Origin of the sequence: Oricola nitratireducens (assembly GCF_014904745.1) — a bacterium.
Classification (GTDB): domain Bacteria; phylum Pseudomonadota; class Alphaproteobacteria; order Rhizobiales; family Rhizobiaceae; genus Oricola; species Oricola nitratireducens.
The window spans coordinates 1-16,174 of sequence record NZ_JACZCS010000004.1; the positions used below are offsets into that span (position 1 = coordinate 1).

Here is a 16,174-nt window from a genome sequence, read left to right on the forward strand (position 1 = left end):
CGTCCAGAGCGGTCTCGTTGGTCGCGTCGTAGTAATATTTCGACGTGGCCGTGTTGGTCGATGCGCAGCTCTGCATCAGGGTCTTGGCCGTGGAGTTGGCGGCGAAGGCGATCGAATAGATCTTGATGCCGCTGCCCTTCATCGAGTCGCATAGGCCGAGCGCGTAGTTCCTGGAGTTGGTGGCGGCGTCACCGCCCCCGGATTCGAAGGTGTTGAATTCACCGTCGGTCATGATGATCGCGTATTTGCGCGCGCCGGGAGCGTTGTAATCCGCGGCTTCGGATCCCAGAGGCCATGCGCTGTTCCACTTGGAAGACAGCATGTAGTAGGACCATGCGATCGCGATGTGACCCGCCGTGCTGCCGTTTGCCGAGAAACTGTTGATCCTGTTTTTCAGGGCCGTCTCGTTGTCCGTCAGCGGCATGATCTCGGCGCTGGGGCACGTGTTCGTGGAGCGCGGGATCTTCGCCGTGGAATCGGCGAACGCGTCCGTGAACTTCTGCGTTCCGGTGCGCTCGTACACGCAATCGGGATAGCTGGTTACCCACGAGCAGGTTGTCCGGCGGCGCCACCCCCACCCGGTTGTCGTGCATACATACTCCTGGGCGGGCGTGGTCTGGATCTTGTCGATGACCGGCGCCACGTTGACCGAAGCCGAGTAGGGGACGAGACCGACGCGAATGCGGTCTTCGGAACCGGTATCCGTGAACAGCGTCTCGACCGCATTTTTGGCCGCAGTCTTGAGCGTGTCCAGCTTCGTGTCCGACGAGTAGTAGCTGATCTTGCTGCCCATCGAGCCGGTGATGTCGAGCGCCATCACCACCTCGACTTCGGTGTTGGAGAACTTGGCCTTGGTGCTGGCGTCGATGCGGTGATTGTCGTAACCGACGATGCCGGTCATCGTCATGGGCATGATCGTGTGTGCGTCGACCTCGACCGTGCGGTTGGCCTTGTCGACGTCAATCGAGTCGATGACGACATTTTCCGGCGTCAGGTTGCGGCCATCGAGATTGGCATCCAGATATTTCCGGACGGCAGCCTCCGCGTCCTCGAGGGCGATGTCGCCCTGGGTCAGGCCCTGGGTCGTCGCGAGCGCCGCAGCATCCACCGCGAAGGTCAGCTTGTTGTGGTAGGAGAACATTCGCGCCACGTCGATGGCCATCGCCGACCCCATGAGAAGCGTCGTTCCCAGGACGGCAAACATGATGGCAAAGTTTCCGCGTTCGTCGCGGGCGAAGTTTTTGAGACTGTTCAATACGATACGCACGGCCACACACTCCTTTTGGCATGATCCTGCCGCTCACTGAGCAGACGCCATGCCATTCGCGAGCCGACGCTAGGCCGAAATCCTTTGCAGATGGCTAAATTGCGGGTATCCGGGCGGTTGGAATTCAAACATCGTCAACGTCGAGTTAACGCGGTCGATCGAATCCCGTCATGCCGATTCACGTCTGCGCAACACCCGCAAATCATGCCCGTTTTCGGGATTCGGAGTGTGTCGTTTTGAGACGTTTCTAATCGGGAAATTCCCGATTTGGCACAGCTTGGACAAGGTCGCCTGCCGGAATCGGTCAGAAATCGACGGCGACGCCCTTGACTTCCCAGTCGCCATACCGGGCTGGATCCTTGCCGCCGCGCCCGCCGATCTCGCGCTGCCGGCCAGCTTCCTCGGCCCGCAGTCTTGCCCGTCTGTCCTCGGCTTCGCGCAGTGCGCGTTGCGCTGCCGGCGGAAGGTTCTCGAAGCGGCGCTGCGCGGGCGACGGGCCATCCGGCTCCTTGCTGCCTTCTTCCAGGCGTGCCGTTCTGGAGGTATCGTTAATCATCGTGCATTCCGGCTGCGGCGGGCGCTGGCCCGCAGTTGAAAACGCGCTCTCGCGAACACACTATTATAGTCCGGCGCAAGCCAAATCCACCCTGTCGCGGGAATCCGGAGTCGCATCGATGAATCTCGTTAAAACGGCCATGCTGATCGCATTCATGACGGCTCTTTTCATGGGCGTCGGCTATCTGATCGGCGGAACCGGCGGCATGATGATCGCTTTCGTCATCGCGCTCGCGATGAATGCGTTCTCCTACTGGAATTCCGACAAGATGGTGCTGCGCATGCACAACGCCGTCGCGGTCGATCGCGCCAACGCGCCGGAATATTACGGCATCGTGGAATCGCTTGCGCAGCGCGCCGGTCTACCGATGCCGAAAGTCTATCTCATCAAGAACGACCAGCCGAACGCGTTTGCGACCGGCCGCAATCCCGACAACGCGGCCGTCGCCGCGACGACGGGCCTGTTGCAGCGGCTAAGCCACGAGGAAGTCGCCGGCGTGATCGCACATGAGCTGGCGCACATCCAGCACCGCGACACGCTGACGATGACGGTGACCGCGACGCTCGCCGGCGCGATATCCATGCTCGGTAATTTCGCGTTTTTCTTCGGCGGTTCGCGCGACAACAACAATCCCTTCGGTTTTGTCGGCGTGCTGGTCGCGATGATCGTCGCGCCGCTCGCGGCGATGATCGTGCAGATGGCGATCAGCCGCACGCGCGAATATTCCGCCGACCGGCGCGGCGCCGAGATCTGCGGCAATCCCGAGTGGCTCGCCAGCGCGCTTGGCAAGATTGCCGAGGCCGCGGGGCGCACCGTCAATGTGGCGGCCGAACGCAATCCGGCCACCGCGCACATGTTCATCATCAATCCGTTGAACGGACAAAGGGCCGACAACCTGTTTTCGACTCACCCGGACACGGGAAACCGCATTCGCGCGCTGATGGCTATGGCCGCCGAGATGGACAAGTCCGCCGCCTCGCCCGCACCGGCGCCAAGGGCCGCGCATTCGCCCCGCCCGTCGCGTTCCGGAACCTCGGGCATTCCGAACACCGGCGGCCGCGAATGGGGCCGCGGCGGCGACAAAGGGCCGTGGGGTTGAGCGCGCCCGGCGCCAAGCGCAGAAACGGACCGCGCAGGAACAGACAGGGCAAGACGGGAAACCGGCCTTTGCCGGACGCGGCGGAGAAACCGGGGCTTGCGGCGCGCCAGGCGGCGCATCGCATTCTCGGCGCCATCCTGGACGCGAAATCCTCGATGGACGGTCTGACCGACGAGTTTCACGGCCATCCGCATTATCTGGCGCTGGAGCCGCGCGACCGGGCGCTTGTCCGCGCGATCCTTTTGACGAGCTTGCGCAACTACGGCGATCTCGACGGCGTCATTGCGCGGTTCACCGACAAGCCGCTGCCGGCCGGGGCGACGGGCTTGCGCAACATCCTGATCGCCGGGCTTGCCCAAATCCTCTTCCTCGACATTCCCGATCACAGCGCCGTCGACCTCGCGGTCGCCGCGGCGCAGTCCGATCCGCGGGCACGGCGCTTTGCGGGTCTGGTCAACGCGATCTTGCGCCGTGCGGCGCGCGAAAAGGACAGCCTTCTCGCCGGGTTCACGGAGACACCGGTACGGGCGCCGCGGTGGTTTGCGGAACGCCTCGATGCGATCTTCGGGCCGGAAACGGCCGCCGCGATCGATGCCTGCCACCGGATTGAGGCGCCGATCGACCTGACGCTGAAACGCAAGGAACAGGAAAAAGCCGCCGACTGGGCCGAACGGCTCGGCGCGATCGTGTTGCCGACGGGATCGCTGCGCCTCACCGGGCCATCGCGCGACATCGTCGATCTCGACGGCTTCGGCGCTGGATCGTGGTGGGTGCAGGATGCCGCGGCCGCCATGCCGGCGCGGTTGTTCGGCGACCTCGCGGGAAAACGCGCGGCCGATCTCTGTGCGGCTCCCGGAGGCAAGACGGCTCAGCTTGCCGATGCCGGCGCGCATGTGACGGCGCTCGACCTGTCGGCAAATCGGCTGAAGCGGCTCGTCTCCAATCTCGAACGGCTCGGTCTCGACGGCGCCTGCAGAACGATCGCGGCGGACTTGTTCGCCTTCGCACCGGACGCTCCCTTCGATGCGGTGCTGCTCGATGCGCCCTGCTCGTCGACGGGAACGGTGCGTCGTCACCCCGACGTACCGTTCACCAAATCGCCGGCCGATATCGAAAAACTCGCGGATCTGCAGGCGCGAATGCTGGAAAAGGCCGCGTCATTCGTTACGCCGGGCGGGCTGCTGGTGTTCTCGAACTGCTCGCTCGATCCGCTGGAGGGCGAGGAGGTGGCGCGGCGTTTTGCCGGAAGCCATCGCGATTTCGAAATCGTGCCGGTGCGCGGCGAGGAAGCGCCGGGTTTCGAGGCGGCAATCACTGCGGACGGATTCCTGCGGCTGACGCCCGCGCATCTCGATCTTGGCGATCCCGCGATCAGTGGTGTCGACGGGTTCTTCGCGGCGCGGTTCCGGCGTCTCCTTTAGGCCCCGTTGACTTCCTTGCTTATAAGATACGTGCGAATCATTATCGTTTGATTCGCCGTAACGGCGGGATGGAGGGCGTTTGGGCCAACCCACACTGATGAGCGATCCGGGCTATTGGCTGTCCGGCGCCCGCATTTACTGGTCTCTGGTGCGCCAGCGTATCCAGAAGGGTCCGGTATTTGCCTGGCGGTTCATCGGGCCGGTGCCGGAACGCCTTGCCATGGTCCCGCCGGATCTGCGACCGAGCGATCCGCTTGTCGCCCGCGACATCTATGAAGGCCGGTTTTCGTTCTCGGGCCGGGTCGTCGAAACCGGCGGCGTGTCGCCCTTTTCCGTCCAGCCGCCTTCGGCGAACTGGGAGGAGACGCTGCATGGCTTTCGCTGGCTGCGTCACCTGAAGGGCGCGGAAAGCGATCTTGCCTCCGCCAATGCCCGCGCATTGGTCAACGACTGGATCCAGAGTCACGGCAGGAGCCTTTCCGGCACTCCGTGGCGGCTGAGCGTCACCGCGGCGCGGGTCATCGCCTGGATGCAGTATTCGCGGCTGCTGCTGCTCGAAAGCGATCACGCGTTTTACCGGCGCTTCATGGCATCGCTTGCCCGCCAGGTCCGCTATCTGCGCGGGCTGGCGCCGTCGATGGGCGACGATCTCGAGGCGCTGACCGTGCGCATCGCGCTGTGTTTCGCGTCGCAAGTGCTGCCGTCGTCTTCCCGTTTCGAGCGCAGTGCGGCGCGCAATCTCGAATATCAGCTGCGTGCGCAGATCCTGCCAGACGGCGGCCATGTGAGCCGCTGTCCGGACGCGCTTCCGGGCTTGCTCGCCGATCTGCTGCCGCTTGCGCAATGCTATGTTTCGGTGTCGAAAGCGGTGCCGCAGGAGATCGTGCGCGCCGTTGACCGAATGTTTCCGGCCTTGCGCTTCTTCCGGCATACCGACGGGCACATCGCGATGTTCCATGGGGCGGGAAGCAACAATTTCGACCTCGCGGCGGCCGTGCTGCGGCATGACCAGAACGGGTCCCAGCCGCTCGGCCACATGCCGCATTCCGGTTACCAGCGGCTTTCCAAGGGTCATTCCGTCGTCATCGCCGACACCGGCGTACCGCCGTCGGGGCCGCACAGTTACAACGGCCATGCGAGTTGCCTGGCATTCGAGTTCTCGAACGGCCGCCAGCGGTTGATCGTCAACAGCGGCGTCGACCGGCTCGACCGGGAAAGTTATCGCGAACTGGCGCGGATGACGGCGGCGCATTCGACGCTGGTCATCGACGACACCTCCTCGGCGCGCTTCGCCCGCTTCGGCAAGAAGTGGCCGGAGTGCCGCTTTCGCGTGGTGTCCGGTCCGTCGACGGTGCGGATCGAGCGCAACGAGGATACGGCCGCCCCCGGGTTCGCCGCGCAGCATGACGGTTACCTGAAGCTGTTCGGGCTCTGGCACGAACGCGGCCTGACGCTGCGCGACGAGGGCAACCGGCTGGAAGGTTATGACCGGCTGATTGCCGGCGGGCACAGGAGCGCAAGCGCCGAACAGCATCAGTTCGACATCCGGTTCCATCTCCATCCGGCGATCCGCGCCGAGAAGGACGATCACCGCTCGGTGCGCCTCGCCACGGACCAGGGCGAATCGTGGCGGTTTACAGCCGATCGCGGCGACGTGACGCTGGAGGATTCGATCCATTTCGCCGGCGTCGCCGGGCCGGTACGCACCAGAATGATCCTGATTTCGGGTATCTGGCCGCAGATCGACACTGTCGAATGGACCCTGCGACGCTTCCACGCGTCCTAGAATTCCATCTTTCGTTGCAAAATCGGGATGCGCGATAGGCAACCGGCCGTCCGCGTGTTAGCAGCAGCCGCACTTCCCCATTTTCCAGACTGCGAGATCGGCTGATGGCTGTTGTTTCGAAAAAAATCCCCGCTCCCGACCGCGTCGGCATACGCCGTGCGCTGCTGTCCGTTTCCGACAAGGCCGGGCTGATAGAGCTTGCCCGCGACCTCGTCGAGCGCAATGTCGAACTGGTGTCGACCGGCGGCACGCGCAAGGCGATCGCGGATGCCGGCCTGCCGGTCATCGACGTCGCCGAGGTTACCGGATTTCCGGAAATCATGGATGGGCGGGTCAAGACGCTGCATCCAGCGGTCCATGGCGGCCTGCTTGCCGTGCGCGACGATCCGGAACATGTCGCTGCGATGGAGGAGAACGACATTGCGCCGTTCGATCTCGTCGTCATCAATCTCTATCCGTTCGAGCAGGTCGTCGCCGCGGATTCCGACTATCCGACGACGATCGAGAATATCGATATCGGCGGTCCGGCAATGGTGCGCGCCGCGGCCAAGAACCACGCCTATGTCACCATCATCACCGATCCGGCCGACTACGGCGAAGTGACGGCCATGCTGGCCGAAAACGAGGGTTGTTCGACGCTGGAGAAGCGCAAGGCGTTCGCGGCCCGCGCCTTCCAGCGCACGGCAAGCTACGATGCGATGATCTCCGCCTACATGGCCGAGCAGTTGTCGCTGCCCCCGGTCAGCCGCAATCACGCGACCGGCGGCACGCTGTCGCTGGCGATGCGCTACGGCGAAAACCCGCATCAGGCGGCCGGGCTGTATCTCACCGGCGAGAAGCGGCCCGGCGTCGCAACGGCGACACTGCTGCAGGGCAAGGCGCTCTCCTACAACAATATCAACGACACCGACGCGGCCTACGAACTGGTCAGCGAGTTCGATCCGGCAAGGCCCGCCGTCGCCATTATCAAGCATGCCAATCCCTGTGGCGTGGCGACAGGCGAGACGCTGACCGACGCCTATCGCAAGGCGTTCGCCTGCGACCAGACCTCGGCTTTCGGCGGCATCGTCGCGCTCAACGGGACGCTCGACGCGGAAGCGGCGGAAGAGATCGTCAAGATCTTCACCGAGGTGATTATCGCGCCTTCCGTGACCGACGAGGCCGCGGCGATCGTCGCGTCGAAGAAGAACTTGCGGCTGCTGACGGCGGGGTCGCTTGCCGATCCGCGCGCCAGGGGCATTTTCGTCAAGACGGTCGCGGGCGGCTTTCTGAAGCAGGAACGCGACAATGCCGTCGTCGACGATCTCGACCTGAAATGCGTCACCAGGCGCCAACCGACTGACGCGGAACTGGCCGACATGAAATTCGCCTTCCGGGTCGCCAAGCACGTCAAGTCGAACGCGATCGTCTATGCAAAGGACGGCGCGACGGTCGGCGTCGGAGCCGGGCAGATGAGCCGGGTCGATTCGGCGCGCATCGCGGCGCGCAAGGCCGAGGACGCGGCGCATCTTCTGGGCCTTGCCGAGCCGCTGACGAAGGGATGCGTGGTCGCTTCCGACGCCTTCTTCCCGTTCGCCGACGGGCTGCTGAGCGCTGTCGAGGCAGGCGCCAAGGCGGTTATCCAGCCAGGCGGCTCGATGCGCGACGATGAGGTAATCGCGGCCGCCGACGAACACGGCATCGCCATGGTCGTCACCGGCGTCCGGCACTTCCGGCACTAGTTCAAGTCCGCGAGCGCACCGGGATCAGCAACAGCATGCCGATGACAAACAGCACGAGGATCGGCGTGATGCCGATTCGCTGGCTGTTGAAGGCAACGGTGACGATGCCGATCGACCAGGGCGCGATGAAGGCCGTGGCGCGGCCGGAGAGGGCGTAAAGGCCGAAGGCCTCGCCCATGCGCTCCGGTTCGGCCTGATCGACGAGCAGCGGGCGCGAGGAGGCCTGCAGCGCGCCGCCGGCCGCGCCGATCAAGGCGCCCGCCAGATAGAACATGATATCGGGCGCACTCGAACCTTCCGGCACCGACATGAACAGCACCTGGGTGTCGCTGGTCGAGATGATCATCGCGCTGGCGATAATCAGGCCGATGATCATAGTCACCACGACGCGCTTCGTGCCGATGCGGGTATCGGCCCAGCCGGCGACGATGCAGCCGAGAATGCCGGTGACGCTCGCCAGGATACCGAAAACGCCGAGCTGGATCGTCGACCAGCCGAGCACGCCGACGGCGTAGATACCGCCGAAGGTATAAAGCCCGTTCAGGGCGTCGCGGTAGATCATGCTCGACATCAGGAAGGCGAACAGGCTGCGCTCTTTCGAGATGTTGCGCAGCGTGTGCCACAGTTCGCGCAGGCCGCGGGTAATGGCACCGGCAACCCGTTCGCGTCGCGCCGCGTCGGGCGTGTAGAAAAACAGCGGAATCACGAAGATCAGGTTCCAGACCGCGGTCAGCGGACCGGAGGCGCGGTCGCCTTCGAGCGTTGCCGGATCGAGGCCGAGGATCGGCGTCAGGCCGACAAGCGTCTTTCCCGATTCCGGGCTGGCGACCATCAGCACCAGCATCGCGATCAGGCAAATCAGGCCACCGGCATAGCCGAGCGCCCAGGCATTGCCCGACAGGCCTCCGAGCTTCTCGCGGTCGACCAGGCCGGGCATCATCGCGTTGTTGAAGACGGCGGCGAATTCGACGCCGATCAGCGCCGCCGTGAAGGCGGCGAGACCGAAATACATCATTGCCGGGCTGGCGTCTGGCGGAACAAACCAGAGCATGAAGACGGCGACGACCGAAATGACGGTGAACCCGAATATCCACGGCTTGCGCGGTCCGGTCGCATCCGAGATCGCGCCGAGGACGGGCGACAGCAAAGCGATGACGAAGCCGCCTATGCCGGCGGCAAAACCCCACAGCGCCTGGCCCTCGACGGGATTCGGCGCGACGTGGGCGGCGAAATAGGGCGCGAAGACGAAGGTGATGATCAGGGTATGGAACGGCTGCTGGGCCCAGTCGAAAAACATCCAGCCGAGGATGCCCTTTCTCGACACGGCCGGTTGCGAACCGGCGGCCGGCTTTCCATCAACGTCAAGGGCGGTCATCGCCGGTGTGCTCCTGTCCTCAAGAAACGAGATCGGCCAAGAGGCCGGCTGCGACCGTCAGGCGCGAAACCGTCAGGCTGCCGGACTTTGTCAGGTCGGCGATGCGATCCTGCACCCGGGCGATGCGCAGCTGGTTGGTTTCCAGCCATTCGGCCGCGGCCTCCTCGGGCGACTTGTCCGGACCGGCTGCCGCGAAGGCGGCGGTCGTGATCGACTGGCGCGCCGAGTAGATGGTGTCGAGGGCGCGATTCTGTGCCAGCCCGTCGAAATAATCGTCGGTGGAGGTGTCGTAGGCGAGGCGTTCGAGGCGGCCGATGCGGAACATTTCGGTGACCGCGAAGAAGGCCTTGCCGGAATCGAGCACCGAACGCCCGGATTCTTTCGACACGCTCGTGATGTCCGGCATCATGGCGAGGATAGGCATCAGCGCGATCTTCTTTGCGATCGTCTCGCTCAGTCCGTCGGCCTTGAACGTGTCACGGCGCTCCTTGACCCAATCGGCGAGATAGTCGGGCATGATGGCGAGCAGCTTCGGCTCCAGTTCGGCGGTGGCGGCGCGCAGCGCGGCAACGGATTCGCCGAGCGGGGCATGGCTCTCGCCGTTCTTGATGAAATGGCCTGTCGCCTGGCGCAAAGAGTTGCCGATATCGTCGTAGATATCGAGCTGGCGCGTGCCCGCGATCTTGTTGTCGAGCGCGTCGACGGCGGCATAAAGCTGCTGGAAGCCGAAGCCGTCACGCACCGCGACATGGGCGCGCACGATGCCGCTGGGCAGCATGCCGGTCGCATCCTCGAAACGGCTGATCAGCGATGTTCCGCCGCGGTTGATCGCCTCGTTGGCGAGACGGGTCGCGATGATCTCGCGGCGCAGCCGGTGCGCGTTGATGCGGTCGGTGAACTCCTTGACCATGCGCGGCGGGAAGTAACCGAGCAGGTCGGCTTCCAGATGCGGATCGTCGGGCAGACGGCTTTTGACGATATCATCGAAGAGGACGATCTTGGCATAGGCGAGGAGGACGCCGATTTCCGCCCGGGTTAGGCCGCGGCCGGCCTTCTGGCGCTCGGCGATGACTTCGCCATTGGGCAGGAATTCGACGTCGCGGTCGAGCGCGCCGCGGTCCTCGAGCGATTCCATCAGCCGCTCCTGCAGCGAGAGGATCGACAGGCCGCGGCGTTCGGCAAGCGAGATCGCGAGCGTCTGCAGGTAGTTGTTTTCCAGCACCAGCGCCGCCACCGTCTCGGTCATGTCGGCAAGCAGTTTGTTGCGCTGCTCGCGCGGCAGCGTGCCGTCGTCCATGGCCGGTTTCAGCGCGATCTTGATATTGACCTCGACGTCGGAGGAGTTGACGCCGGCCGAGTTGTCGATGGCGTCGGAATTGCACTTGCCGCCATGCAGGCCGTATTCGATGCGGGCGCGCTGGGTCATGCCGAGATTGGCACCCTCGCCGACGACCTTGGCGCCGACTTCCTTCGCGGTGATGCGGATCGCGTCATTGGCCTTGTCGCCGGCATCGAGATTGGTCTCCGTCGAGGCGCGCACATAGGTGCCGATACCGCCGAACCACAAAAGCTCGGCCTGCGCCTTGAGGATCGCGGTCAGGATTTCGTTCGGGGCGGCCTTTGTCTTGCCGAGACCGATGGCGTCGGCGGCCTGTTTCGACAGGGTGATCGACTTCTGCGAGCGCGGGAAGATGCCGCCGCCCTTCGACAATGCCTTGGTATCGTAGTCCTGCCAGCTCGAGCGCCCGAGCGCGAAGACGCGCTTGCGCTCGGCGAAGCTCGTTGCCGGGTCCGGGTCCGGGTCGATGAAGATGTCGCGATGGTCGAAGGCGGCGATCAGCCTGATCTGCTTCGACAACAGCATGCCGTTGCCGAAGACGTCGCCCGACATGTCGCCGACGCCGACGACGGTGAAGGGCTCGGACTGGATGTCCTTGTCCATCTCGCGGAAGTGGCGCTTGACGGCCTCCCAGCCGCCGCGCGCGGTGATGCCCATCTTCTTGTGGTCGTAGCCGGCCGATCCGCCCGAGGCGAAGGCGTCGTCGAGCCAGAAGCCCATTTCCTGCGAGATCGCGTTGGCCGTATCGGAGAAGGTCGCGGTGCCCTTGTCGGCGGCGACGACGAAATAGGGATCGTCGCCATCGAGACGTACCGTCGCCTCGGGCGGGACGACCGTGTCGCCTTCCAGGTTGTCGGTGACCGACAGCAGAGTCGAGATGAAGGTAATGTAGGCGGCGCGTCCGGCCTCGAAGATCTCGTCGCGGCTGCCGCCGGCCGGCAGGCGTTTCGGATAAAAGCCGCCCTTGGCGCCGACCGGCACTATGACGGCGTTCTTGACCTGCTGTGCCTTGACGAGACCGAGCACCTCGGTGCGGTAGTCCTGGGCGCGGTCCGACCAGCGCAGCCCGCCGCGCGCGACGGGTCCGAAGCGCAGGTGGACGCCTTCGACATCGGGGCCGAAGACGAATATCTCGCGATAGGGCTTGGGATCCGGAAGGTCGGCGATGGCGCGCGAATCAAGCTTGAAAGCGAGCGAGGTGCGCGGCAGGCCGTCGGCGCCGGGGCGGAAATAGTTGGTGCGCAGCGTCGCGTCGATGACGGTCAGGATGGACCGCAGGATGCGGTCGTCGTCGATGGACGGCACCTCGGCCAGCTGGTCGGCGATCGCGGCGCGGACATGCTTGGCCGTCACCTCGATGTCTTCCTTCGGATCGGCGTTGCGGGCCGGATCGAACAGGGTTTCGAACAGGTCGTAGAGCTGGCGCGCCAGAAGCGGATGACGGATCAGCGCGTCAGCCATGTAGGTCTGCCCGTAGGGAATGCCCGCCTGGCGCAGATAGCGGCCATAGGCGCGCAACACGGTGACCTGCCGGGATGTCAGGCCGGCGGCGAGAACGAGGCCGTTATAGGCGTCATTGTCGCTTTCGGCCTTCCATACGGACATGAAGGCGTTTTCGAAAATCACGGCGTCGTCGTCCATCGGCACCGCTTTTCCGGACTGGCTCTGCAACTGCATTTCGTGCAGCCAGACGACGTTGCCGAGCGTCGATGCCACGTCGATGGCATAGGTCAGCTCGCTGATGACGCGAAAACCCATGTTCTCGAGCAGCGGCACGCGCTCGGACAGCGCGACAGGCGATCCGTAATGGTAGATGCGCAGGCCCGCTTCCTTGTGGGACTTGCCCAAGGGGCGGAAGAAATCGACGTCGATCGGGTTGGAGGACGACAGGCGGGCGATGCGCTGCAGGTCCTGGACCGCCTGGGCAGGCAGGACCGTATCGCGATAGGTCTCGGGAAAGCCGGCATCGCGCAGGGCGCGCGCGGCCGGACTGATGCCATCGGCCGCCAGTTCGTCGTAGAAATGGTCTTCCCATGTCTGGGCAATCGCCTCGATCCGGGCTTCCAGCTTCGCTTGCGCGGGCGTCGGCGTCTTGCCTTCGCGCCGACCGATGATGAAATGCACGCGGGCGAGCGCGCCTTCGGGAAAAGCGGGATAATAGGCCGAGATATGGCCGTCATAGGATTCGGCGAGGAAGCTGGCGATGTCCTCGCGCACCGAGGAATTGTAGCGGTCGCGCGGAACGAAGACGATGACGGAAACGAAGCGGTCGAAGGGATCGATGCGGCTGAGCACGCGGACGCGCGGCCGGTCGGCCAGCGCCACGATGGCAAGCGCGTTCTTGGTCAGTGCCGGTACGTCGATCTGAAAAAGCTCGTCGCGCGGATAGGATTCCAGCACGTTCATCAGCGCCTTGCCGGAATGGCTGCCCGGCTCGAATTCGGAGCGCTTCATGACCGCGTCGGCCTTGGAGCGCAAATAGGGAATGCGCGTGACCGAGCGGGTGTAGGCCGTCGAGGTGAAAAGGCCGACGATACGCATTTCGCCGGACAACTTGCCCTTCGAGTCGTATTTCTTGATGCCGACATAGTCCATGTAGGACCGCCGGTGGACCTTCGACTTGATGTTCGCTTTGGCGACGATGAGGATGTCTTTCGAGTTCAGGAAAGCGCGGATATGCGGTGTGGTCGTGACCGGTTCGTCGCCGCGGCGCATCACCCGCACGGAGGAATCGGAGAGGATGCCGAGACCCGGCAAGTCGGCGCGCACGAGCTGCCCGCGCGCCTCGCCGCCCTTGTAGTCGTACTCGCGGATGCCGAGGAAGGTGAAGTTGTCGTCGCGCAGCCATTCCAGGAAGGCGAGTGCCTCGTTGACGTCCGCCGGCGTGACCGGCAGGACCTTGGTCTGCAGCTCGCGCATGATCGCGTCATGGCGGTCGAGCATCGCGGGCCAGTCGCGCACGGCATATTTCACCTGCTCGACGATGCCGGTGAGATTGGCCTCGAGGGTGCGGGCGGATTCGTCGGTCAGGTCCTCCAGCATCACGTGGATGACACTGGTGCGGATCGCCACGTCGTCGTCGGCGGTCGCCTTGGAGCGGTCGACCAGCTCGAATTCGGGTCCGTGGTGCTTTACCTCGAGGATCGGGTGCACGACGAGGCGCACGCGGTGCGACATGTCGTTGATTTCGCCCATCACCGAATCGAACAGGAAGGGCATGTTTTCGTTGACGACGGAGACGACGCAGCAATTGGGCGCGCAGGCCGGCGCGACGCGGACCACGGACGCGCCGCGGGCGTGGCTCGCCACCGCGTCGGCGGTCCTGAGCAGTGCCGCGGCGGCGCAGGACGGGTCGATATGGGAGAGGTCTTCCATATTGGCGTCGGACAAGAGCGAGTAGCCGAGCCCTTTAAGACGTTCGTCCGGGTGGTCGAGATGCTCGATCACTGCGGAGATGTACCGCTTTACCGGTGCACTTGCGTTTTTCGGCATTGTCCCCTCCCGCCTGGATTATGGCTCTTTAGCGGCTATTTGCTGCGTTACCATAACAAAGCGATTGCGCCATGCAGCACAATTCTTTGGCAAATCGGAACCGCTCGGGTCGCGCTTGATTTGTTGCCGCGATGTGCGGCGCGCGATAGTGTCCGCGCGGCTTCGACAAATCGAAACGGTTCGAGCATGGCTGACAAACACCCGGACGACCTGGCCCGCGAAAAGGAAGCGCAGCGCGTTCTCGAGCGCGCCGTCGCCGATTCCGAGGTCGTCGGACAATCGACGCTCGCGCGCACGGTCAACCGCGCCCGCTCCCACATGGCGGCCGACGAGGCCGATCCCGACGATCCGGTGGAGGTCTGGGGCCGGCGCACCGGCCGGGCTCTCTCGGCCATCGCCTTTCTCATCCTTGCTATCTGGCTGATCGGTTACCTGCGGCGATGAACGAAGCAAATTCTTCCGTGCGGCCGGCGGTGGTCGTCATATCGAGCCATGTCGCGCGCGGGTCGGTCGGCAACCGCGCGGCCGTCTTCGCGCTCGAAGCGCTCGGGTTTCCGGTCTGGGCGGTGCCGACGGTGATGTTGCCGTGGCATCCGGGCCACGGGCCGGCGCCGCGCATCGTGCCCGGAGACGAGGAATTCGCTGCCTTCATGGCGGCACTTTCCACTTCGCCACATATCGGCGAGGTCGGCGCGGTGCTGACCGGCTATCTCGGGTCGGCCGAGCAGGCCGGGCCGGTCGCGGCGTTCATCGAGGCGGTGCGCGAGGCCAATCCGGAAGCGCTGCATGTCTGCGATCCGGTTGTCGGCGACCAGGGCGGTCTCTACGTGCCGGAGCCGGTGGCGGCCGAGATCAGGGACCGGCTGTTTTCGAGCGCCGACATCGTGACGCCCAACCGTTTCGAGTTTGGCTGGCTGACCGGGACGGAAGCGGATTCGAACGAGGAGATCCGGGCGGCGGCCGGCGATCTCGGTGCGAAACACGTGCTGGTGACGAGCGCCCATTCTTTGCTTGCCGGCGGCACCGGCAATCTTCTCGTCAGCAACGGCCAGGCGGTTCTCGCCGAACACCGCCAGATCGCCAATCCGCCGAACGGGCCGGGCGACATGACCGCGGCGCTTTTCCTCGCGCGCCTGCTTGCCGGCGATGCGCCGAAAAAGGCGCTGCAGCTTGCCACCGCCTCGGTTTACGAGCTCGTCGCGCGCGCCTGCAAGCGGGGCGCCGACGAACTGATGCTGGAGACAGACCAGTCGAGCCTGTTGCGGCCGATGTCGATGGTGCAGATGCGCCAGCTCGGCCCGCTACCGTCGCCGCCGCGCCGCGCATAAGCGAGTCGCACAAAACGGCTTGAACAGATGCCGTTACGGCGCTACCTCCCCGGCATGGCTAAATTTCCGCAAAAACTGCTCGACGGTTATCAGGGCTTCCTGCACTCGACCTACCGCAAGCGCTCAGACCACTACCGCGACCTGGCGGCCAGCGGGCAGCAACCCGAGGCGCTGGTGATCGCCTGCTGCGATTCGCGGGCGGCGCCGGAAATCATCTTCGATTCCGGGCCGGGCGAGATCTTCGTCCTGCGCAATGTCGCCAATCTGGTGCCGCCCTACAATGCGGAGGGGCGTTACCGTTCCTCGGTGGCGTCGATCGAGTTCGCGGTCGTCAGTCTCGGCGTGCGGCATATCGTGGTGATGGGGCACGGGCGTTGCGGCGGCGTGGCGGCAGCGCTCGACGAACGCCGGCAGATGCTCGACGAGGGCGACGCCATCGGCCACTGGATCAGCCTGCTCGATCCGGCGATCGACCGGGTCGCGCATGGCGAAGGCCACGACGCCGTGCGGCACATGCATATCGACCACCCCGAGGACAAGCATATCCATCCCGGCCAGGATCCGCGCCATACGGCGGTGGAATGCATGTCGGTGCGCGAATCGATCGAGAACCTGCGCACCTTTCCCTATGTCCGCGACCGCGAGGCCGACGGGCGGCTGACGCTGCACGGCGCCTGGTTCGACATCTCCGAAGGCGTTCTATGGGTCTACGACCCGGACCGGAAGGTCTTCGAGCCGGCCATTGAAACGCTGGGACTCGCCGGTCAAAAGTGAGGCAATGGCGAGAGCG

11 protein-coding genes are annotated in these 16,174 nt (G+C 64.7%); 7 read left to right on the forward strand and 4 right to left on the reverse strand.

The genetic code is table 11. The annotated features are described in order from the left end of the window. Positions 1 to 1,204, reverse strand: a 1,204-nt coding sequence (locus IG169_RS02780; RefSeq protein ID WP_193174774.1) for a vWA domain-containing protein, incomplete at its 3' end; no start/stop codon positions are given. 367 nt (positions 1,205 to 1,571) lie between these two features. Next, a complete protein-coding gene (locus tag IG169_RS02785) occupies positions 1,572 to 1,823 on the reverse strand; it encodes a DUF1674 domain-containing protein (protein WP_193174643.1) in 252 nt (83 codons plus the stop codon). A 118-nt stretch (positions 1,824 to 1,941) separates the two neighbouring features. On the opposite strand from IG169_RS02785, the gene htpX reads away from it, so the two are divergent. From htpX to purH, 4 genes are all read left to right on the forward strand, one after another. After that, entirely contained in the window at positions 1,942 to 2,922 is a 981-nt protein-coding gene (gene htpX / locus IG169_RS02790) for a zinc metalloprotease HtpX (RefSeq protein WP_193174644.1), read from the forward strand. Beyond that, on the forward strand, positions 2,886 to 4,343 hold the full coding sequence (locus tag IG169_RS02795; RefSeq protein ID WP_193174645.1) for an RsmB/NOP family class I SAM-dependent RNA methyltransferase: 1,458 nt from the start codon (positions 2,886 to 2,888) through the stop codon (positions 4,341 to 4,343). Before htpX ends, IG169_RS02795 begins: the two co-directional genes overlap by 37 nt. Positions 4,344 to 4,422: 79 nt before the next feature. Further along, on the forward strand, positions 4,423 to 6,129 hold the full coding sequence (locus IG169_RS02800) for a heparinase II/III family protein (RefSeq protein ID WP_193174646.1): 1,707 nt from the start codon (positions 4,423 to 4,425) through the stop codon (positions 6,127 to 6,129). Between the two features lie 104 nt (positions 6,130 to 6,233). Next, positions 6,234 to 7,850, forward strand: a complete 1,617-nt coding sequence (gene purH / locus IG169_RS02805) for a bifunctional phosphoribosylaminoimidazolecarboxamide formyltransferase/IMP cyclohydrolase (RefSeq protein WP_193174647.1) — start codon at positions 6,234 to 6,236, stop codon at positions 7,848 to 7,850. Position 7,851: 1 nt separating this feature from the next. Here the strand turns inward: purH and IG169_RS02810 are convergent, their stop codons facing one another. Beyond that, on the reverse strand, positions 7,852 to 9,225 hold the full coding sequence (locus tag IG169_RS02810; protein ID WP_193174648.1) for an MFS transporter: 1,374 nt from the start codon (positions 9,223 to 9,225) through the stop codon (positions 7,852 to 7,854). Between the two features lie 19 nt (positions 9,226 to 9,244). Then, positions 9,245 to 14,056 (reverse strand): NAD-glutamate dehydrogenase, encoded by a 4,812-nt coding sequence (locus tag IG169_RS02815; RefSeq protein ID WP_193174649.1) that lies wholly within the window; start codon positions 14,054 to 14,056, stop codon positions 9,245 to 9,247. A gap of 186 nt (positions 14,057 to 14,242) precedes the next feature. Between IG169_RS02815 and IG169_RS02820 the strand changes: the two genes are divergently transcribed. The 3 genes from IG169_RS02820 to IG169_RS02830 are packed head-to-tail and all read left to right on the forward strand — an operon-like array spanning position 14,243 to position 16,158. Beyond that, on the forward strand, positions 14,243 to 14,500 hold the full coding sequence (locus IG169_RS02820) for a hypothetical protein (RefSeq protein ID WP_193174650.1): 258 nt from the start codon (positions 14,243 to 14,245) through the stop codon (positions 14,498 to 14,500). Beyond that, complete coding sequence (gene pdxY / locus IG169_RS02825; protein WP_193174651.1) at positions 14,497 to 15,384, forward strand: pyridoxal kinase PdxY; 888 nt, start codon at positions 14,497 to 14,499, stop codon at positions 15,382 to 15,384. The genes IG169_RS02820 and pdxY overlap by 4 nt, the downstream gene beginning before the upstream one ends. A 54-nt stretch (positions 15,385 to 15,438) precedes the next feature. Next, positions 15,439 to 16,158: a carbonic anhydrase gene (locus IG169_RS02830; protein ID WP_193174652.1), complete on the forward strand. Its 720-nt coding sequence runs from the start codon at positions 15,439 to 15,441 to the stop codon at positions 16,156 to 16,158. The last annotated feature ends 16 nt before the right edge of the window (positions 16,159 to 16,174 follow it).

Coding starts and splice junctions, on each gene's coding strand:
- IG169_RS02785 (WP_193174643.1), bottom strand. CDS start 1,823: ATGATTAACGATACCTCCAGAACGGCACGCCTGGAAGAAGGCAGCAAG.
- htpX (WP_193174644.1), top strand. CDS start 1,942: ATGAATCTCGTTAAAACGGCCATGCTGATCGCATTCATGACGGCTCTT.
- IG169_RS02795 (WP_193174645.1), top strand. CDS start 2,886: ATGGGGCCGCGGCGGCGACAAAGGGCCGTGGGGTTGAGCGCGCCCGGC.
- purH (WP_193174647.1), top strand. CDS start 6,234: ATGGCTGTTGTTTCGAAAAAAATCCCCGCTCCCGACCGCGTCGGCATA.
- IG169_RS02810 (WP_193174648.1), bottom strand. CDS start 9,225: ATGACCGCCCTTGACGTTGATGGAAAGCCGGCCGCCGGTTCGCAACCG.
- IG169_RS02815 (WP_193174649.1), bottom strand. CDS start 14,056: ATGCCGAAAAACGCAAGTGCACCGGTAAAGCGGTACATCTCCGCAGTG.
- IG169_RS02820 (WP_193174650.1), top strand. CDS start 14,243: ATGGCTGACAAACACCCGGACGACCTGGCCCGCGAAAAGGAAGCGCAG.
- pdxY (WP_193174651.1), top strand. CDS start 14,497: ATGAACGAAGCAAATTCTTCCGTGCGGCCGGCGGTGGTCGTCATATCG.
- IG169_RS02830 (WP_193174652.1), top strand. CDS start 15,439: ATGGCTAAATTTCCGCAAAAACTGCTCGACGGTTATCAGGGCTTCCTG.